The organism is Maridesulfovibrio salexigens DSM 2638 (assembly GCF_000023445.1).
GTDB lineage: Bacteria > Desulfobacterota > Desulfovibrionia > Desulfovibrionales > Desulfovibrionaceae > Maridesulfovibrio > Maridesulfovibrio salexigens.
The window spans coordinates 4,140,173-4,159,197 of sequence record NC_012881.1 but is presented as its reverse complement, the minus strand read 5'-3'; the positions used below and the strand labels follow the sequence as shown (position 1 = coordinate 4,159,197).

Below are 19,025 nucleotides of genomic sequence, written 5' to 3'. Positions count from 1 at the left end.
CAAGCCACATTTGGCCCGCTCTTGTCAAAGGATTTATTTGCCGCGCGGAGCTCTGAAGGGCTGACGGTTTTCCGGCACTCTTTGCCGTTTTCTGGTTTGCATAAGGGAAAAACGTGTTGTGAAAAAATCCTTCGAAATAATTATAACTCCTGCGCTGTCATTGTTTAAGTGTTTGTTATCAATGTTTTTGTTGCCGACTATATGCCTGTTGCTCTCTTGAGAATCTGTCTGCCGTTATCTTATAAATATCTAGTGGCCCTTTTTTTGCAAAATATCGGGTGGAATATTGTTTCTGACAGCTAATCAAGGAGACCAGAAATGAAAAGAGGACACAGGCCAGAACTGCTTTGGGGGTTCGGCCTAAACAGCAACGAAGCCGGTAAAATCGAGGATTCACTCGGGCCCGGATTCTTTTTGAGAAATTTTTCCGAGCGTTCACTGCCCGGTGAAAAGGAACTGAGTAATAACGAAAAGCCTGCCGCCACCTGGATTCCGCAAAGAGTCTGGGAGGAACTGCCGGAAGATAGGCGCATGGCCTATCGCAACCTTGAATCAACTCAGCGTATCCTGATTCAGGATGATAAGAGTAACGCTGATTTGGAGCAGGTACTTGAAGACGGTTTTCTGGCAGTAGTAAGCTCTCCGCTTACAAGTTCCAAGGTACAGGACGCTTTATTCAGGGCTAAGGAAATTTCCGGTCTTTATGGTGACCTTTACCGTATGACCGAGGAAATTATCCTTGAGCGTGAACTGCTTTCCCGTAAAACCGAACAGCTTATGTTCTTGAACACCGTGCTTTCCAATGCCACCGAGCGCCTTGAAGTTGCGGATATTCTTGGACAGGCGGCTGAAGATCTCAAGATGATTCTTCCGGTTTATTCGGTACAGGGTGCTTTCTGGGATGTTCTGCCCACAGGAAAGCACATTGATGCAGAAATTTTTATCAACCCCGGTCAGGCCGAAAATGTCCAGTCCGAGTGGGTTGAGTTGATGATTGAAAATGTGGTTGCCCTCAGCGGTATGGAAGTTTCCAGCTACAATATGTCTGAAACTGTGCCTGTGGGTAGCAACCAGATGATCTACAGCCCCGGAGCCGGAAGGATTCTGGCCCTGCCGCTGGTCGCCCGTGGCGAGAAGTTCGGTTGTCTGGTCATGCTTTGCGAGCGTAATATTAGATTAGCCAAGGATCAGGTGTCCTCCCTTAATGCTGCGGTCAATCACCTCTCGCTTGCTTTGAGCAATGCCATCATGTTCAACAAGATCAAGACCCGCGCAAATCGGGACGGACTTACCAGAGTCTACAACCGCCGCAGTTTTGACGAAAGACTGGTCGAAGAATTCAAGCGTCACCAGCGTTTGAATACCGAACTTTCCCTGCTCATGGTTGATCTGGACTATTTCAAGGCTGTGAACGACACATACGGTCATATGGCCGGAGATATGGTTCTGGAAAAGGTTGCAAGAATGTTTGAGAAAACTTTCAGATCCACTGACTTCATCGCCCGTTACGGCGGAGAAGAATTTGTAATCCTGCTACCGCACACCAGAGAAGATCAAGCTGAGATGCTTGCTGAGCGGATCAGGGCCAAGATTGAATCCTGCGCTATGACTTATCAGGATAAGAGTTTTAACATAACTGCCAGCATCGGTGTTTCTTCCGTACGTCCGGGAAGTCTTGAAAAAGATACCGAGATTGTTCGTAAGGCTGATGAGGCTCTTTACGATGCTAAGATGCAGGGACGTAACCGGGTGGTCGTATCCCCCATGCGCCCCAAGCTGAGAATTATGTAATTTACGAGGTTTCCTTCAGCCTATAGCTGTCAGGCTGATCTAAAGGGGTTCCGGTTGTCGGAGCCCTTTTTTTTTGGATAAACCAGTTATAAATTTACGGATTATTCCTCTTTCTCTGGTTGTTGTGTTATTTATATTTTCATTATACTTGAAAACTGAATGGCTTTTCAGTCTGATTTAAGCTAGGAGCATTGTCTCAGGGCGTCAGAGCCCGTGTTTATTAAGTTGCGGTGTTTTTCTTGAATGCGAATTCAATGGAATGCCCGTACAGGAGTTTGATATGAATGAATTATTATGGCTTGGCTTTGCGGTCATGGACCTGAGCCTTGTTCTCATTATTTATAGATTTTTCGGCAAGATAGGCTTGTTTGGGTTAATCGTATTCAATCTGATTCTTTGTAATATTCAGGTTCTGAAGACTATTGAACTGTTCGGGATGACCACCACTCTGGGCAATATCCTTTATGCCAGTGTTTTTCTTTCTACTGACATGCTCAGTGAGTTTTATGGCAAAAAAGAAGCCAAGAAAGCTGTTTATCTGGGTTTTGTAGTTCTGGTTATGGCTGTGGTTTATATGCAGCTTGCCCTCATGTTTACTCCGGCTGCGGATGATTTTGCCCAGCCCCATCTTGAAGCTATTTTCGGATTCCTGCCCCGTATTGCACTCGGCAGCATGGCCGCTTATATTGTCTCCCAGCTGAATGATGTTTATATTTTTCATCTGCTTAAAGACAAAATGGGAGAGCGCCACCTCTGGTTGCGTAACAATGCTTCCACCTTGTTCAGCCAGTTCCTTGATTCGTCCGTATTCTGTTTTGTGGCCCTGTGGGGACTCTTTCCTTTTGACGTTTGGGTGGAAATTCTTTTTACTACCTACCTCTTTAAGGTTATAGTGGCGGTGATGGACACACCGTTCCTGTATATGGGCCGTCGGCTGCATTCCCGTGTGTCCGAAGTCTGATAGTCTGTTCCTGACTGGGCAATTGCCTTAGAAAATCGAATCCTAATTTTGCAAAATACGAGGTTGCCAATGAGTAAAATGTTTGGAAAATCCGTTCCTTTTTATAAGATGCAGGGCTGCGGCAATGATTTCGTAATTATCGATAACCGTGAACTGGGCATTCCTGTTGAGAAGATGTCGCTCTGGGCTGAGAAGCTTTGCCAGCGTGCTTTCGGTGTTTATGCCGATGGTCTGTTTTTTATTGAAAATGCACCGGAAGGTTCCGGTCTTGATTTTGTCTGGCAGTTCTACAATTCTGATGGCTCCAGAGCTGAAATGTGCGGTAACGCATCCCGTTGTGCCGGAAGACTGGCCCATGCGCTGGAAATTGCCGGAGAACAGCACGTTTTCGGTTCTGATGCCGGCCCCATCAAGGTTCAGGTTTTCCCTGAGCTTGAGGAAGTTAAGGTTCAGCTTACCCCGCCCCAAGGTCTGGTTGTGAAGCAGACTCTTGAGATTGACGGCGAAGAATACGAGTACCATTTTGCCAACACCGGTGTTCCCCACGTTGTTGTTCAGGTTGCCGATGTTGAAGAAGTGGACATCAAGAAGCTCGGCGCCGCATTCCGTTACCACGAGGCTTTTGCTCCGGCTGGAACCAACGTGAACTTCGTACAGATCGACGATAACGACAGCCTCATTGTGCGCACCTATGAAAGGGGCGTGGAAGATGAAACTTATGCTTGCGGAACCGGAGTAAGTGCCGTGCAGGTTACCCTCTATGAGCAGGGCTTGACTGATGCTGCGGTTCGCGTTCGTACTTCCGGCGGTGAAATCCTTAAGGTTATCATTGAAGACGGCAATGTCTTTTTACAGGGCGGAGCAGAGCTCACTTTTTCCGGTGAGGTTTATCTCGAGTCTCTGGGAATTGAATAGTTCTCTAATCTTGGTTTAATTTAGTAAAACTGGATACGTGTGCTAATCCGTCATGCGTTTACAAACGAACTAATGGATATTTGAGAGTAATCCCACGCTGTACAGTCCAAGTTTATTTAATGGAATTTTTTAGTTGTGTAACAGTCGAGCAAATAGTTGCCGAGTAATTTGTTGTTTGGTAGCAGTAAAAATACTTTTTGTTGTTGTGCTATACTGTGTGATAATTATTGATGCGATGAATGTTTCACAAGGATTTTCGTATCTGCAAGCATGAATTGAATAAGGGAGTTTGTGTGAAGGATGATGTGAAGCTTGTTCGTTCTCGGTGGGGATTCTATCATTTTTCCCCTATGCCTGATGAAATGGAGTTGGCTGAGTACTACGAGAGTAAGTATTATCAGCAAGGGGTTGGAAGTTACGAGATTGAGTATTCTACGGAAGAGCTTGAGTGGAATCATTTGAGGTGGTGGTGTTTAGCTGAATTGGCTATGAAATTGGCTCCTCATGCACGTTCTTTTTTTGACGCAGGATGCGGTGAAGGTGGACTCCTAAATGAGTTCTATTCGAGAGGACTTAAAATTAAAGGGGCGGACTTCAGTGATGCAGGAATAAAGAAAATGTTTCCTGAGTTGTTGGAGTATTTTACAAAAGGCAATTTGTTTGAATCGATGTACGAAGAATTTCATTCTGGGACATATGATATAATAGCTTGCGCGAATGTACTTGAGCACGTCATCGATCCAGAAACTTTTCTTCAGACTGTGTATGCGGGGCTGGATGATAATGGATTGTTTGTAGTGACAACCCCAAATGATTTTTCTGAGTTGCATGAGAAACTACTTAAAGAAAAGATTGTCACCAGCAAGTGGTGGTTAGCCTATCCTGATCATTTGTCCTATTTCAACAAAGGAAATATGATTCGTTTTCTTGAAGATCACGGTTTTACTGTTTGTGCCGTTATGGCGGATAATCCCATTGACTTAAATTTATTAAACCCAAGGATGAATTATATTGATAATCCCGAGCTGGGGCGTGAAGCCCATATGTTACGGGTAAAAACAGACATGTTTCTAGCTGGAGTGGATAGACAGCTTTTTTTGGAACTTTGTCAGGTTTATGGAAAGATGGGGGTCGGTCGGAATTTGACCTACTATTGTAAAAAGAATAATTGATAACGTCGTCCATCACTCAGCGTGAAGGTCTGGCTGTGCAGCAGACTCTTGAGATCGACGATAACGACAGCCTCATTGTGCGCACCTATGAAAGGGGTGTGGAAGATGAAACTTATGCTTGCGGAACCGGAGTAAGCGCCGTGCAGGTTACCCTCTATGAGCAGGGCTTGACTGATGCTGCGGTTCGCGTTCGTACTTCCGGCGGTGAAATCCTTAAGGTTATCATTGAAGACGGCAATGTCTTTTTGCAGGGCGGAGCAGAGCTCACTTTTTCCGGTGAGGTTTATCTCGAGTCTCTGGGAATTGAATAGCATTGCAGGTTAAATATTTGTGATAAGGGCACCGCATTTTCGCGGTGTCTTTTTTACTTATTCTGAAAAACATACTCAAATAGAATAAAATCCAATATAGCCGAAATCAGTTCTTGCATGGGATGAGTATTCCTTGTATAGCCTTCTTTTCGCGACAGTAATGATTTGCTGGATAATGGCTTTTCTTGTTTTTCAGTAAAATTTATTGGTTTGTAAGAAAAAGTAAAAGAGATGTATTCGCTCTTTTTTGTTAAACGCTTGAAATTAAAACATTAAATGCATGTGTATTATTGCATAATAAACTGGCACGATTTTGGCTTAGTTTGAAAGTAATAATGATTGCAGAATAATGAACTAAGGGAGAGATAAAATGGCAAATAATGAACTTACCAAGCTTTTACAGGACGTTGTACTTAAAAACGACAAGCCTGCACGTGATGTTGCAAACGAAATCAATAAGCCTTACCCCACCCTTCTTCGTGAAATTAACCCCGAAGATAAAGGTGCTAAAGTAGGTGTTGAGGAACTGATTCCCATCATGAAGGCTACAGGCAGCATTCGCCCTCTGACCAGGCTTGCAAACATCATGGGTTACGTACTCGTTCCCATGGATATCAATCCTGAAGATCCTGACGAAGCAAACTACATGGCTCTCGATCTCATGGACGGTTTCGGTCGCTACTCCAAGGCTCTGAAAAGCGCCCTGCAGGCTGATCCTTCCGATGAACTGGTAGATTCCGTAGAACAGGAAGGCTTTGAAGCAATCACCGCTATCCTGACCATGGTTCACTACCTGCGTAAAAGATCTGAAGAAGAAAAAGCCAAGAACGCACCTCGTCTCGCTCAGGTCAGCTAATTGATCTGAGTTGATCGATAAGGTTCCATCAAAAAAATCCCCGCCAGTTGATACTGGCGGGGATTTTTTTGTTCAGCACGCAGCTGGTGTCTGAAAAAAGATTAGCAGTTATGCACGTCCTTATTGATGTAGAAGCAGAGGTCGAAGAGATTGTTGACCATCTGATCTACAAGATGGTCCTGCTCCGGGCAGGGGGCCTGAGTGTTCACTGTCTTATTTATGATTTTTGCAAATAATACCGAAACAAGTTCATCGTCTTTGTGGCTCCAATACTTGGTCGCAGACGCAGCTTTGTTATCAAATCCGTGATAATACATACACTCCTCCGTGAGTGGGGACATCCGGCGGGCAGAAATTCACCTGCCGGTTCATACTTTTGCTATCGGCAGGCGGTGGCAATCACTTTACATGAAATAAATATATTTTTTGTAAATACCTGCAAAATGCCTGCGGTCATTGATTTAATGATATAAAATAAATACAAGGGAGGGGTAGGTGTAACAGTACCTGCTCCTGATATGATGGAATCCATGTAATCTTGTAATAAAAAGTGCCGCCTTCTTAACGAATGGCAGTGCCGGGATGTATCCGATGCGTTTTTCCCTCAGACGAAAGATAATCGCCATTGCCTGCGGGGCCGCAATTATTCCTATTGTGGCTATGTTTATCATTACCGATATCCTTGAGGATCGGTTGCAGGATTGTATGAAGGATGAGGTTCGGTCCCTTATCGAATCCCATGTTTCGCAGATGACTGCCGACCTTTATGAGGAATGCCGCACCTCAGACCAATTACTCACTGCAGAAACCGAAAGGGCGGCAATGGCCTTGGAGTCCCTGATGGATGATGAAGGGAGTATCCGAGTCCTGAAAAGGGTTTCGGATTGGCCTGTGAATAACTATCGCAATGATTCCGATGAGTTGACCGTTCCGGTTATGACATTGGGTGGCACGGAATTTACCTATTCGAAACGTAAAGGGAAGCCGTTGTCTCTGCTGGTGGAGGCGACCCGTATCTCCGGTGCTTATTGTACAATTTTTCAAAGATTGAATCCTGAGGGGGATATGCTGGTGGTCGATACCACTGCTCCTGCCGGGGATTTGAACTGGAAGCTGGGTGATATCTTTTATTCCCTGGGTGATGACGGACGTGTTGTCACGGCTATTGATGATGTCCTTTCAGGACGCAAGGCCCAGAATTACGAGGCGATGGATCATGGCTCCCGTTTCACCATATACATTCCTTTAAGGGATCAGGATGGTTATGTGACAGGCATGATGGCTGTCTACATGGATGATGATATCTTGCAGGTTCTACGCAATTCCATGCTTAAAACATCCATTGGCAAGACCGGATATATCTGGGTTATCGGCACCAAAGGGGATAGCTGGGGCCGCTATATTGTTTCCAATTCACCCCAGACTGACGGGCTGCACGTAGATGAAGTAAGCGGTAATAAAGGTTTTGTGCAGGACATCCTGAATCAGGCTATTGAAGCCGGAGAGGGCAAACTTAACAGCAAAAGTTACGTCTGGAAAACCGGACCGGATGATGAGGGCCGGGATAAGCTTTCTGTTTTTACTTATTTCAAGCCCTGGGGCTGGGTTATCGGGGCCGGTGTTTATCTTGATGAGTATCAGGGCATCACTACCCGTTTGACCGGTGTTCTGGATTATCTGGTGGAGTGGTTGAGCATTACCGGTATGGTGTTGCTGGGAATTACTCTTATTGTTTCTTTCTATGCCAGCGGATTGATCGCTGAGCCGCTCAGCCACATGGTGGAACTTGTTAAAGTTATCGCTTCCGGTGATCTGCATAAAGCTCGAGAAACCATTGCGATAGTTGACGAATCATGTCCCAATGCCCGTAAAGCGGTGCGAAATGCCGATAATCCTGAACTTCTCGATGAGACCGGGCAGCTTTACCTTGCGGTAAAAGGGATGGTTAATGTTCTATTTTCTCTTATCGGACAAGTGCAGCGTTCAGGCATTCAGGTTACTACTTCCTCTACGGAAATTGCGGCCTCTGCGCGGCAGTTGGAAGTGACTGTTAACCAGCAGGCCGCTGCAACTACCCAAATCAGTGCCACCAGTGCCGAGATTTCAGCCAATTCCGGTGAGCTTGCAGGGGCTATGCATCATGTTAATGAGGCCGCCTCAAATATGGACAATCTCGCCTTTGAAGGTCAGGACGGTCTCAAGACTATGGTCAGGATTATGGATGACTTGAGTTCCGCAACTATGGTCATTACCGGAAAGCTGGACGAAATCAATGACCGGGCCAATGCCATTGAAGGTATCGTCAATACCATTACCAAGGTTGCGGATCGCACTAACCTTCTTTCCCTTAACGCAGCCATTGAAGCGGAAAAGGCAGGAAAATTCGGTCAGGGATTTTCCGTTGTTGCGGCCGAGATCAGGCGTTTGGCAGATCAGACTTCTGTTGCTGCCCTTGAAATTGAAGATATGATCGGCAACATGCGCAGCTCAGTCGATTCCGGTGTGGATGAGATGGAAAAGTTTGCATCAGATGTCCGTTTCGGCGCTGAGAAGGCGGGTAAGCTGGGTAAAAAGCTGGAAGGCATTATGACCGGGGTCCGTGAGCTCAATCCCAGAATTGAACAGGTTAACGACGGTATGACCGCACAGGCCGAAGGTGCAGGGCAGATCAGCGAAGCTATGGCCCAGCTTTCGGAAACAGCTTCCGATACTTCTGATGCCCTTTCAGAATTCAACAGGGCGACATCACAGCTCAATGAAGCGGTGCAGGGCTTGCGTAGCGAAGTTGCACGCTTCAAGGTGAGTGAATAGCCATGCTGGTGCTCACATTCAGGATAGGTGAATACGTATACGGGCTGGAAGCACGTTCTGTGGCAGAGGTGGTTCCGCCGACTGTCTGCAAGGAATTGCCCCGCTCACCTGATTACGTAAAAGGTCTTTTCAACTACCGCGGCATGGTTACCCCGGTGGTGGATCTGTCCATGCTGGCAATGGATGTTCCATGTATTTCGCGAATGTCCACCCGGATTGTCATTATTGATCTTGCCGATCTTGATGACGGTGCTGAGCGGGGTAAACAATATCTCGGACTGCTGGCTGAGAATATTACCGAGACCTTGAAGATCACTGATTCTGATTTTGAGGATTCCGGGCTGGAGATCCCCGATGCGCCGTGGCTCGGGAGAGTGGCCCGCATAAATGATTGTATGCTGCAACTGCTTAAGCCTCATAAGTTGCTGAGCGAGGAATTGCGGCAGGTTCTTTTTCCAAAAGATGATTCAGGATCGGTTCAGGAGTAAGGGATGAATGTTGCGCCGTTTCTGAAAATACTTAACCGCGCTATGGGCTTGGCACCGGATTCATTGTCCCGTTCCGGTATTGAGCTGGCTTTAAGGGCGCGTATGAGAGAGACCGCAACTACTGAAAAGTCATATCTCAGTCTGGTGCGTGCCAGCGATGAGGAATTGGCCGAACTGGTTGAAGAGATTGTGGTCCCGGAAACATGGTTTTTCAGGGATAACAAACCTTTTGAACTTCTTTTTGAAACTGTTGCCGGGTGCAGTGATGAATTTCGGGTGCTTAGTGCGCCGTGTTCCACCGGGGAGGAACCATACTCCATAGCTATGACTCTTATGGGAGCTGGACTGAAGAATTTTCGGGTTGATGGAGTCGATATCAGTGAACGTGCTTTGCATAAGGCACGGGGTGCTGTTTACGGTGATAATTCTTTTCGTTCGGAACTTCCAATCTATGCTCAGAGCTGGTTCCGTAAATGCGAACAAGGCCGCATGCTCGCCCCGGAGATCAAGGATTCGGTGAATTTCCATGCCGGGAACATCATTGATGGCTGCCTTCCAAATGGCAGGTATGATGTTATTTTTTGCCGGAACTTGTTGATTTACCTTGATGATGGTTCTCGGAAATGTTTGGCGGCATTGTTGAATGAAAAATTGAAGGATGACGGATTGCTTTTTGTAGGCCATGCCGAGATTCTTCCGGTTTTTAACGATTGGTTCACTCCGGTCAGGAAGCAGGGGACGTTTGCATTGCGCAAGGGTAAGCGTAAGGTTGCCACCCTGCTTAAACAGCCTGTCTGTCCGCATCAGAAGTGTCCCCCAAATTCTTTCTCAGGCTCAGGAACAACGCTGGCACAAAAAGCATTCATACCCGCACCGACTTTTAAGCAGCCGGAGCCTGACATCGGGAAAACAAAAGCAGTTGATGCTGCTGAAAAGAGTGTGGAAAAGATAGAAAGTGTGGAGCCGACGGCAGGTTCTTCTATAGAAGAGATCAAAGCCCTTGCGGATCGTGGCAGCACGACAAAAGCTTTGAGCATGTGTGATGAATTGCTCAGGCAGGCGGGACCGGAGCCGGAATTGTTTCATCTTTGCGGCCTGCTGCATGAGGCCGGAGGTAATATTTCAATGGCTGAGGAATTTTACGGCAAGGCCCTGTACCTTGAGCCGGATCATATGGAATCGCTGGTGCATTTAGCCCTGCTGCTGGAAAACCGGGGAGATTTGCGCAAGGCTGAGATCATGCGTAACAGGGCCCGCCGGGCTGAAAAAAGGAATGAGGCCGGATAATGCTTGAATCCTGCTGGAATACAATAGGTTATGCCGGGGATAGATCCTGCCCGGAACTGGAGCGCTGGAGCCATTGCTATCATTGCCCGCATTTCACCAGTGCAGGTCTTTCCCTGCTGGATCGGGAACCGCCTGAAGGTTATCTGGCTGAGAACACCGAAGCAGTAGCAATTGCCAAGGAAGAGGAGCAGGTTGAAACATCTGGGGCAGTGGTATTCAGAATTTCCCGTGAATGGCTGGCCCTTTCTTCGCAGGTCTTTGTTTCAGTACTGGAGAAGCGTATTGTGCGTCCTGTTCCTCATCGAAACAGCAGGATGTTCCGGGGATTGACCAGTCTTCAAGGGCAGATCATTCCGGTGGTTTCAGTGCGGGAACTGCTTGGACTTGAAGCGGAATATCTTACCGAAGAGGAAAAAGGATTTCGTGTTTACAGCAGGTTTATCTGCGTGGACCGGGGTTTCGGGCGCTGGATTTTTGCGGTGGATGAAGTCTTCGGGGTTCACCACTATTCGCCTGATGCACTGATGGATGCCCCGGCTACCGTGGCTAAAGCTCCTGCGGCTTACACCCGTGGCCTTTTTGAAATAGACGGTAAAAGAATTTCACTGCTGGAAGACGAGCTTCTTTTCGAGGCTTTCAACCGCATTATCAAGTAGGGCGGAAATCAATGAGCAACAGCCGGACAGGGAGAAGATAAAGTGACGCGAGATATGGCGGATCTTTCCATGCTGGAACTCTTCCGTATGGAGGCGGGTAACCATACCCGGGTGCTGGAAGAAGGCATCCCCGGTCTGGCTGCAGATGTCTCGCCGGAAAAAGTGCAGCCTTTGATTCACGCTGCCCATGCCCTGAAAGGTTCGGGCAAGATTGTGGGGCTGGCTGATGCTGTGCAGCTTTCGCAGGCTATGGAAACCGTGTTGGATATATGTTCCGGTTCCGGGAAGCCTCTTTCCGGGCAAACGACTGATGCATTGCTTGCCGGAACCCGTTTCCTGCATTCCCTTGCTGAGGTTGAAGCAGAAGCAATGGACGGCTGGCTTGAAGAAAGGTCCGGGGAATTTAAAGAACTGCTCGCAAGTATTGAATCTGTTGATCTTGAATCTTCCGTAGAGCCCGTAGTAGAAGCTGATGCCCAAAGTTCAGATCAGGAAAGGCAGGCAGAAGAGTCGCATAATAATTCAGAAGAAATTTCAGAACCTGCCCCGGTGCAGACCGCAGCTCCAGTCAAGAAGGATATCCCTCTTGCTGACCTTTCCATGCTCGATCTTTTCCGTATGGAGGCCGAGAGCCATTCACAAGCCCTGAATGCCGGACTCTTGGAGTTGGAAAAGGATCAGGCCCCGGACAAGGTGGAGCCGCTTATGCGTGCGGCTCATTCCATGAAAGGTGCGGCCCGTATTGTCGGATTGACTGATGCAGTGGCCCTTGCTCATGCCATGGAAGATTTGCTCGTGTCCTGCCAGAAGGGAGAGACTGTTCTCGATTCAGACCAGATTGACCTGCTGCTGGCTGCTACAGATATTTATCGGGATGTATCGCAGCTCGAAACTGATGCCATTCAATCCTTTTTGAGTGATCGCAAGCCGCTTATGGATCAGATGGAAAAGGCCTTGCGTGGTGATGCTGAAGCGGCACTTAACGTTTGTTCCGAAGTCTGCCCGCAGGGAATCCCGACTGCGGTCGCAGAACCTGTTCCCGAACCCGTGGCGGACGTTATTGAAGCTTTCCCGGAACAGGGTGATTACAAGCAGGAAGTCGCGGCCCCGGCTAAAGAAGTTCCTGCTGCTACAGAAGTTCCTGCTCCATCGCAGGGCGTGCGTGCACCAGATGATTCCGTGGTTCGTGTTTCCGCCGGAAACCTGAACAGACTGATGGCTCTTGCAGGTGAAAGCCTTGTGGAATCGGGCAGGCTGGGCGAATTTGCTTCTTCACTTTTACGTCTTAAAGGCGGGCACCGGGATCTGATGAAGATTCTTGAAGAGTCCTGTGAGCGAGTGAAACATGGCGAAACTGCTGAAGATGTGGTTGATGATTTAAAGGCTGCAGTGAATGACTGTCAGGTCATGCTGGTTAAGCATATCAATAAATTCGATCTTTATCGCAGACGCAACGACAATGTTTCCGGCAGGCTCTATCATGAGGTTATTGCCAGCCGCATGCGTCCTTTTTCTGATGGTGGACTTGGTTTTCCGCGTCTGGTCCGCGATTTGGCCCGTTCGCTTGGTAAGGAAGTCGATTTCATCATCGAAGGCGAAACAACTTCCGTGGACCGCGATATTCTGGATAAGCTGGAAGCTCCTCTCAACCATTTGATCAGGAATGCGGTTGACCATGGCATTGAGATGCCTGATGAGCGTGTGGCTGCAGGTAAGCCCTCGACTGGTACTATTAAGGTGGTTGCCGGACATCGGGCCGGGATGCTTTTTATTGAAGTCCGTGATGACGGTCAGGGCTTGGACCCGGAACGAATCAGAGCCAAGGTTGTAGAACGCAAGTTAGCCCCGGCGCGTATGGCTGAAGAAATGAGCCGCGCTGAATTGATGGAATTTTTATTTTTACCCGGTTTTTCCACTGCCGGAAAAGTCACAGAGATTTCCGGGCGTGGAGTCGGCTTGGACGTTGTTCATGCTATGGTTCAGGAAGTCGGCGGTACAGTCCGTGCTGATTCAGAGCCCGGACATGGCATGTCTTTTTCTATGCAGCTTCCGCTGACCCTTTCAGTTATCCGCACTTTGCTGGTCAAGATTGCCGACCAGCCCTACGCCATTCCCTTAAGCCGCATCAGCCGCATTGCTTCGGTTTTTCCGGAACAGCTTAAGCTGGCCGAGGACCGCCAGTATGTATCTCTGGACGGGGCGAATGTAGGCTTGGTGCCCGCAGCTCAGATTTTGGGCGTACAGTCGACTCAAACTGAAAATGATGGTCTTAAGGTGGTGGTCATCAGTGACCGTATGAATAAATACGGGTTGGTGGTGGATGATTTTCTAGGTGAGCAGGATCTTGTGGTCCGTCCTTTGGACCATCGACTGGGCAAGGTGCCGGATGTGAACTCGGTGGCTATGATGCCTGACGGTTCTCCGGTACTTATTCTGGATGCCGAGGATCTTGTGCGCTCCATTGATAACCTCCTTTCCGGCGGCAGGCTGGGCAAGGTGGGGCTTGAGTCCGCAAAGAGCGGTCCGGTGCAGAAGATTCTGGTGGTGGATGATTCACTTACCGTTCGCGAAGTGGAGCGCAAACTTCTGGTCAACCACGGCTATGAAGTGGATACGGCAGTCGATGGTCAGGATGGTCTTAATGCCGTAATCTCAGGTGATTACGATCTAGTTGTCACAGATGTGGATATGCCGCGCATGAACGGTCTGGAACTGACCAGCAGGATCAAGGGCGACCCGGACCTTAAATCCATTCCGGTAATGATGGTTTCTTATAAGGATCGCAAGGAAGATAAACTTCGCGGACTTGAAGCCGGAGCAGACTATTACTTAACCAAGAGCAGTTTCCATGATGAAACCCTGCTTTCGGCAGTTGAAGACCTTATAGGCGGGGCTGGAAAATGAGAATAGGTATTGTGAATGATCAGGCATCAGCCGTTGATATCCTTAAAAAAGTGATTGTCGATGCCGGACATGAAGTTGCATGGATAGCCCATAATGGAGAAAGGGCTGTTGAAAAGTGCTGCGCCGATGTCCCCGATCTGGTTTTTATGGATCTGGTTATGCCCGTGTTGGATGGAGCCGGAGCAACACAGGAGATTATGCAGAAATGCCCTTGTCCGGTTTTGATTGTTACAACCAGCATTGAAGATAATTCCACCAAGGTTTTTGAAGCCATGGGAGCTGGCGCGCTCGATGTTGTTTCCACTCCCCGTCAGGAAAACGGATCTATTACAGGCGGAAAAGAGCTTCTCGCCAAAATTTCAGTAATCGGCAAGCTGCACGGTAGTAAGCATGTGAGGGCGGCTTCCAAGTCGGCACCGAAAGTGAGGATGGTTCCACCTCTGCTGGCAATAGGCAGTTCCACCGGAGGACCGTCTGCTTTGGCGACTCTGCTTGGGGCTTTGCCTGAAGATTTTCCGGCAGCCATAGCCATTGCCCAGCATGTTGACGGTAATTTTTCCGAAAATCTTGCTCAATGGCTGGATAGCCAGACCGGGTTGAAGGTTGAGCTTGCCCGCAGCGGCATGCCTATGCAGGCCGGAAAGGTGGTAATCGCACCCGGCGACCGGCATATGCGTATGGGGCCGGGGGGCATTGTGGAATTGTCCCGAGGGCCCGGTGAAAATATTTACGTGCCTTCTGTTGATGTCCTTTTTGAAAGTCTTTGCTGTGCAGGATTTCCGTCCAATTCAGCGGCGGTATTGCTCACAGGTATGGGGGCTGATGGGGCTCGTGGTATGTTCGATCTACGGAATTCCGGGTGGATGACTGTGGCGCAGGACAAGGAATCAAGTGTTGTCTGGGGCATGCCCGGTGCGGCAGTGAAGATGGGGGCGGCAAGAGAAGTCTGTTCCATTGAGGATATGGCCGGTTTGCTGGTAAGGCATTTCAAAAAACGTTTCAGGAGTTAGTGATGACTGAAGTCAAAGAGCAATTGCTCACCGAACATAAAATCAATGTCCTGCTCATCGATGACCAGCCTATGGTAGGGGAGGCTGTACGCCGTATGCTTGCGGGCGAAGATGACATTGATTTCCACTTTGTGAGTGACCCGACCAAGGCCATCCCCACTGCTGAAGAATTGCAGCCGACAGTAATTTTACAGGATCTTGTCATGCCGGAGATTGACGGTATGACTATGGTCAAGTTCATGAGGGTAAATTCCAAGCTCAAAGATATTCCTCTCATCGTACTCTCTACAAAAGAAGAGCCTACCACCAAGGCGGAAGCATTTGCTCTCGGAGCCAATGATTATCTGGTCAAACTGCCGGATCGTATCGAGCTGCTGGCCCGTATCCGCTACCACTCCAAGGGTTACATCAACCTTTTGCAGAGGAATGAGGCTTACGAGCAGTTGCGCGAAAGCAGGGACGAGATGCGCAAGGAGTTGGCAGTTGCCGCCGACTACGTTACCTCGTTGCTTCCTGATCCGCTTAAAGAGGGTGATATTCAGGCAGATTGGCGTTTTATACCTTCTGCATCATTGGGTGGTGATTCCTTCGGCTATCACTGGCTGGATGATGACCATTTTGCCATGTATCTGCTTGATGTCTGCGATCACGGGGTCGGTTCCGCCTTGCTCTCTGTTTCAGCCATGAACGTGCTTCGTTCCCAAACTCTGCCGGATACGGATTTTCTCAAGCCGGATAAGGTTTTGGAAGCTTTGAATGATTCTTTCCAGATGGATCAGCAGAACAATCTATATTTTACCATGTGGTATGGAGTTTACCGCAAATCCGACCGGACTCTGACCTATTCCAGCGGCGGACATCCTCCGGCATTACTCATTGCGGGCGGTGAGGCAAAGCAGTTGCGTACTCCGGGGATGATTGTGGGCGGTATGCCGGATATGACCTACACCAGCGATTCCGTGATTGTTGAACCGGGAGCTCGGTTTTTTCTCTACAGTGACGGTGTTTATGAGCTTAAAAAGGTTTCCGATGGCAAGATGTGGGAGTTCGAGGAATTTTCCGGGTTCATGGAAGGGACTGCCGGGGAGCTCGGCAAACCAATTGACCAGCTGATAGCTCATACTCGGGAACTGCAGGGCCGTGAGCTTTATGAAGATGATTTTTCCATGGTTGAGTTTGTTTTTGCCTAAATATATCTGGTAATTAATCGGGAATTAAAGAGGACTGATAATGAGTATCCGCAAACAGTTCATAGCCGGATGTGTGGTTTTCTGCATAGCCTTGACTGTATCCATAATGTGGCTGGTTTCAGATTATGCCCGGGAGACCTTAATGGATCAGTTCCGGTCCAAGGCAGAAATCATGCTCCATACCATGAAGGCAGTGCGTAAGCATACCGGGTCGGTAATCCGTCCTAACGCTACGGAAATCCTGCCTAAGGATATGTTTGTACCGGAGTTGCAGTCCACATCCTTTACCGCCAACGGAGTCTTCGGGCGAATTCCTGATCTTTACAGACATGATCTTACTTTTAAAACCGCATCCACCAAGCCCCGTAATCCTGACAATCTGGCCACGACTGACGAGGCCCGGATTATTGAGGAACTTGATGCTATGGCCCGCGAAGGTAAAAGGCCGTTTATCGAGGAAATTCGTAATATTAATGGCATTGAGTCTTTTATCGTGGCTGAAGGTGAGTCCAACAAGCCTTCCTGTATGGTTTGCCACGGTGATCCCAAGGATGCGCCCCCATCCATGAAAACAAGATATCCGGTTAAGAATGACATGGGCTATTACCGTAAACCGGGACGTATTGAATGTGCCATGATTTCAGCCATTCCTTTGGCAGCCATGAATGCAGCTTCCAATCAGGCTCTCGGCACAGTTGTTTTTATGGGCTGTGTGTTTATTGCTGTAACCCTCGGTTTTCTGCTCTTCGGATTGAATCTTATTTTTAGTCCTGTTTCCCGCATAACCGCTATTGCCAAGGATATTGCTGCCGGGGACCTCAATAGAGCCAGTGTTTCCATCCGCAAGATGAAAAATATGGCTGAAGGTAAATTTTTTGCTGGCAGGATTCTTCGTCCGGGCAATGAGATCGGTAATCTGGTGAGCTCTTTTGAAACAATGATTGCGGGATTGTCAGAACTGATCGGAGAAGTTCAATCTTCCGGGGACAATGTTTCAGTAGCCGGTAATAAGATCAGGTCTACTGCTGAGCATATTGATTCGGCAGTAAACAGGCAGGCCGCTTCCACAAATGAAGTTACCGCTACCAGCAGGCTGATCAGCAAAACCTCCAAAGACCTGGTTGAAGTGATGGCTGATGTTGCCGAGAGTGCCAGCGAATCAGCTTATATGGCCGAGACCCTGCAGGGTAATATCGAAAGGCGTGAGAAGTCCTTGATCAGGCTTGTTAATTCAACTGACAGTGTAGCCTCACGTTTGGCGGCTATTGATGAAAAGGCCAGCAGAATCAATCATATCGTAACAACTATCGCTAGAATTGCCGACCAGACAAACCTGCTTTCACTCAACGCGGCTATTGAGGCGGAAAAAGCCGGACAGTTCGGTCAGGGATTTTCCGTAGTTGCCCGCGAGATGCGCAGGCTTGCAGATCAGACAGTAATTGCTGCTGAAGATATTGAACTCATGGTCAGGGATATGCAATCCGCTGTCAGTTCCGGGGTCATGGAGATGGAAACTTTCAATCATGAAGTACGCTCAAGCGTTGATGAAGTTGAGCAGATGAGTGCCGATCTTGGACAGATTGTAGACCAGGTACGGGTATTAAAACCGCGCTTTGTCGATGTTTCCCGTTCCATGGGTGATCAGGCTGACAGTGCGGAACAGATAAGCGATGCCATGTCTGACTTGAGTGAAACTGCTGCCGGAACCACCGAATACCTTGAAGATTTCAAGCGAACCGTGGCGAGTTTGAATTATACTGTTCAGAGTTTAAGCGGAGCGGTTGACGGATTTCAGACTGTAGAAGACGATTTCTTCAAAGCTGCGGATGAAAAAGAAGACACAACCAAGGCAGAAACCGAACCGAATTCGGATAATTAACATAGTTGTAACGACTCCGTCTTAATTCGTACCATTGTTACAGGTAAGGTCCGACCAAAAGGAGAAAATTGTGTCAGTTGAGAAAATACTGGTTGTTGAAGACCATAACGATACTATTGAGTTGTTGAAGTACAACCTTACCTCTTCCGGTTACGAGGTTGTAACCGCCATGGACGGGCATAAAGCGCTTGATCAGGCTAGAAAAGAAAACCCGGACCTGATCCTTCTGGACTTGATGCTGCCCGGTATAGACGGGCTTGAAGTGTGCCGCAGGCTGAAACAGGAAGTCGCCACTCAGCACATCCCGGTGATCATGCTCACCGCCAAGGGAGAGGAAGTGGACCGTGTCGTAGGTCTTGAGCTCGGCGTGGACGATTATATAGTCAAACCGTTCAGTCCCCGTGAGCTTGTCCTCAGAGTCAAGGCCGTTCTGCGCCGCAGCACAGAACAGCCTGAGCCGCGCCGTCCCGGAAAATGGAGCCGTGAGGGTCTTTCAGTGGACTTCGAAGCACACACCGTGGAGTGCGATGGTGATCTTGTGGCTCTGACCGCTACCGAGTTCAAGCTGTTTTCTGAACTCCTGCAACACGAAGGCAAGGTGCGCACCCGTGACCACCTGCTGGATACTGTCTGGGATACTCATTTTGAAGGCTATTCCAGAACAGTGGATACCCATATCCGCAGGTTGCGTCAGAAGCTGGGACCATACGCAGACTACATCGAGACTGTTCGTGGCGTAGGCTACCGTTTCAAGCATTCTTAAGGCTGCCTTACCAAACTGCATAAATGAACAA

General features: G+C 48.3%; 16 protein-coding genes. 15 read left to right on the top strand and 1 reads right to left on the bottom strand.

All coding sequences use genetic code 11. The annotated features are described in order from the left end of the window. Positions 1-318 precede the first annotated feature (318 nt). The 6 genes from DESAL_RS18895 to DESAL_RS18870 all read left to right on the top strand — a co-directional run bounded on the left by DESAL_RS18895 (position 319) and on the right by DESAL_RS18870 (position 6,006). Positions 319-1,791 (top strand): sensor domain-containing diguanylate cyclase, encoded by a 1,473-nt coding sequence (locus DESAL_RS18895; protein ID WP_015853571.1) that lies wholly within the window; start codon positions 319-321, stop codon positions 1,789-1,791. 280 nt (positions 1,792-2,071) lie between these two features. Then, positions 2,072-2,752 carry a queuosine precursor transporter gene (locus tag DESAL_RS18890; protein ID WP_015853570.1) on the top strand — a complete coding sequence of 227 codons (681 nt, stop codon included), beginning with the start codon at positions 2,072-2,074 and terminating at the stop codon, positions 2,750-2,752. A gap of 69 nt (positions 2,753-2,821) precedes the next feature. Further along, positions 2,822-3,667 (top strand): diaminopimelate epimerase, encoded by an 846-nt coding sequence (gene dapF, locus DESAL_RS18885; protein WP_015853569.1) that lies wholly within the window; start codon positions 2,822-2,824, stop codon positions 3,665-3,667. 293 nt (positions 3,668-3,960) lie between these two features. Next, positions 3,961-4,839 carry a class I SAM-dependent methyltransferase gene (locus DESAL_RS18880; protein WP_041722018.1) on the top strand — a complete coding sequence of 293 codons (879 nt, stop codon included), beginning with the start codon at positions 3,961-3,963 and terminating at the stop codon, positions 4,837-4,839. Continuing rightward, positions 4,836-5,150 carry a diaminopimelate epimerase gene (locus tag DESAL_RS18875; protein WP_049760038.1) on the top strand — a complete coding sequence of 105 codons (315 nt, stop codon included), beginning with the start codon at positions 4,836-4,838 and terminating at the stop codon, positions 5,148-5,150. The genes DESAL_RS18880 and DESAL_RS18875 overlap by 4 nt, the downstream gene beginning before the upstream one ends. Positions 5,151-5,520: 370 nt before the next feature. Next, entirely contained in the window at positions 5,521-6,006 is a 486-nt protein-coding gene (locus DESAL_RS18870) for a phage regulatory CII family protein (protein WP_015853567.1), read from the top strand. A gap of 101 nt (positions 6,007-6,107) precedes the next feature. Here DESAL_RS18870 and DESAL_RS18865 read toward each other — a convergent pair whose 3' ends face one another. Continuing rightward, positions 6,108-6,323, bottom strand: coding sequence for a hypothetical protein (locus DESAL_RS18865; RefSeq protein ID WP_015853566.1), 216 nt, complete (start codon positions 6,321-6,323; stop codon positions 6,108-6,110). Positions 6,324-6,597: 274 nt separating this feature from the next. On the opposite strand from DESAL_RS18865, the gene DESAL_RS18860 reads away from it, so the two are divergent. The 9 genes from DESAL_RS18860 (at position 6,598) to DESAL_RS18820 (ending at position 18,994) form a co-directional block, all read left to right on the top strand. After that, entirely contained in the window at positions 6,598-8,817 is a 2,220-nt protein-coding gene (locus DESAL_RS18860; RefSeq protein ID WP_015853565.1) for a methyl-accepting chemotaxis protein, read from the top strand. A gap of 2 nt (positions 8,818-8,819) precedes the next feature. Further along, positions 8,820-9,305: a chemotaxis protein CheW gene (locus DESAL_RS18855; protein ID WP_015853564.1), complete on the top strand. Its 486-nt coding sequence runs from the start codon at positions 8,820-8,822 to the stop codon at positions 9,303-9,305. Positions 9,306-9,308: 3 nt separating this feature from the next. Beyond that, positions 9,309-10,592 (top strand): CheR family methyltransferase, encoded by a 1,284-nt coding sequence (locus DESAL_RS18850; RefSeq protein WP_015853563.1) that lies wholly within the window; start codon positions 9,309-9,311, stop codon positions 10,590-10,592. Continuing rightward, positions 10,592-11,248, top strand: coding sequence for a chemotaxis protein CheW (locus tag DESAL_RS18845; RefSeq protein WP_015853562.1), 657 nt, complete (start codon positions 10,592-10,594; stop codon positions 11,246-11,248). The genes DESAL_RS18850 and DESAL_RS18845 overlap by 1 nt, the downstream gene beginning before the upstream one ends. Positions 11,249-11,290: 42 nt before the next feature. Next, positions 11,291-14,152 carry a response regulator gene (locus DESAL_RS18840; RefSeq protein ID WP_015853561.1) on the top strand — a complete coding sequence of 954 codons (2,862 nt, stop codon included), beginning with the start codon at positions 11,291-11,293 and terminating at the stop codon, positions 14,150-14,152. After that, positions 14,149-15,162 carry a chemotaxis response regulator protein-glutamate methylesterase gene (gene cheB / locus DESAL_RS18835; RefSeq protein ID WP_015853560.1) on the top strand — a complete coding sequence of 338 codons (1,014 nt, stop codon included), beginning with the start codon at positions 14,149-14,151 and terminating at the stop codon, positions 15,160-15,162. The genes DESAL_RS18840 and cheB overlap by 4 nt, the downstream gene beginning before the upstream one ends. 2 nt (positions 15,163-15,164) lie before the next feature. Further along, on the top strand, positions 15,165-16,352 hold the full coding sequence (locus DESAL_RS20630; protein ID WP_015853559.1) for a SpoIIE family protein phosphatase: 1,188 nt from the start codon (positions 15,165-15,167) through the stop codon (positions 16,350-16,352). A gap of 40 nt (positions 16,353-16,392) precedes the next feature. Continuing rightward, a complete protein-coding gene (locus DESAL_RS18825; RefSeq protein WP_015853558.1) occupies positions 16,393-18,231 on the top strand; it encodes a methyl-accepting chemotaxis protein in 1,839 nt (612 codons plus the stop codon). Positions 18,232-18,301: 70 nt separating this feature from the next. Beyond that, positions 18,302-18,994, top strand: coding sequence for a response regulator (locus DESAL_RS18820; RefSeq protein ID WP_015853557.1), 693 nt, complete (start codon positions 18,302-18,304; stop codon positions 18,992-18,994). The last annotated feature ends 31 nt before the right edge of the window (positions 18,995-19,025 follow it).

Coding starts and splice junctions, on each gene's coding strand:
- DESAL_RS18870 (WP_015853567.1), top strand. CDS start 5,521: ATGGCAAATAATGAACTTACCAAGCTTTTACAGGACGTTGTACTTAAA.
- DESAL_RS18865 (WP_015853566.1), bottom strand. CDS start 6,323: ATGTATTATCACGGATTTGATAACAAAGCTGCGTCTGCGACCAAGTAT.
- DESAL_RS18850 (WP_015853563.1), top strand. CDS start 9,309: ATGAATGTTGCGCCGTTTCTGAAAATACTTAACCGCGCTATGGGCTTG.
- DESAL_RS18860 (WP_015853565.1), top strand. CDS start 6,598: ATGCGTTTTTCCCTCAGACGAAAGATAATCGCCATTGCCTGCGGGGCC.
- DESAL_RS20630 (WP_015853559.1), top strand. CDS start 15,165: ATGACTGAAGTCAAAGAGCAATTGCTCACCGAACATAAAATCAATGTC.
- DESAL_RS18825 (WP_015853558.1), top strand. CDS start 16,393: ATGAGTATCCGCAAACAGTTCATAGCCGGATGTGTGGTTTTCTGCATA.
- DESAL_RS18890 (WP_015853570.1), top strand. CDS start 2,072: ATGAATGAATTATTATGGCTTGGCTTTGCGGTCATGGACCTGAGCCTT.
- cheB (WP_015853560.1), top strand. CDS start 14,149: ATGAGAATAGGTATTGTGAATGATCAGGCATCAGCCGTTGATATCCTT.
- dapF (WP_015853569.1), top strand. CDS start 2,822: ATGAGTAAAATGTTTGGAAAATCCGTTCCTTTTTATAAGATGCAGGGC.
- DESAL_RS18845 (WP_015853562.1), top strand. CDS start 10,592: ATGCTTGAATCCTGCTGGAATACAATAGGTTATGCCGGGGATAGATCC.
- DESAL_RS18855 (WP_015853564.1), top strand. CDS start 8,820: ATGCTGGTGCTCACATTCAGGATAGGTGAATACGTATACGGGCTGGAA.
- DESAL_RS18895 (WP_015853571.1), top strand. CDS start 319: ATGAAAAGAGGACACAGGCCAGAACTGCTTTGGGGGTTCGGCCTAAAC.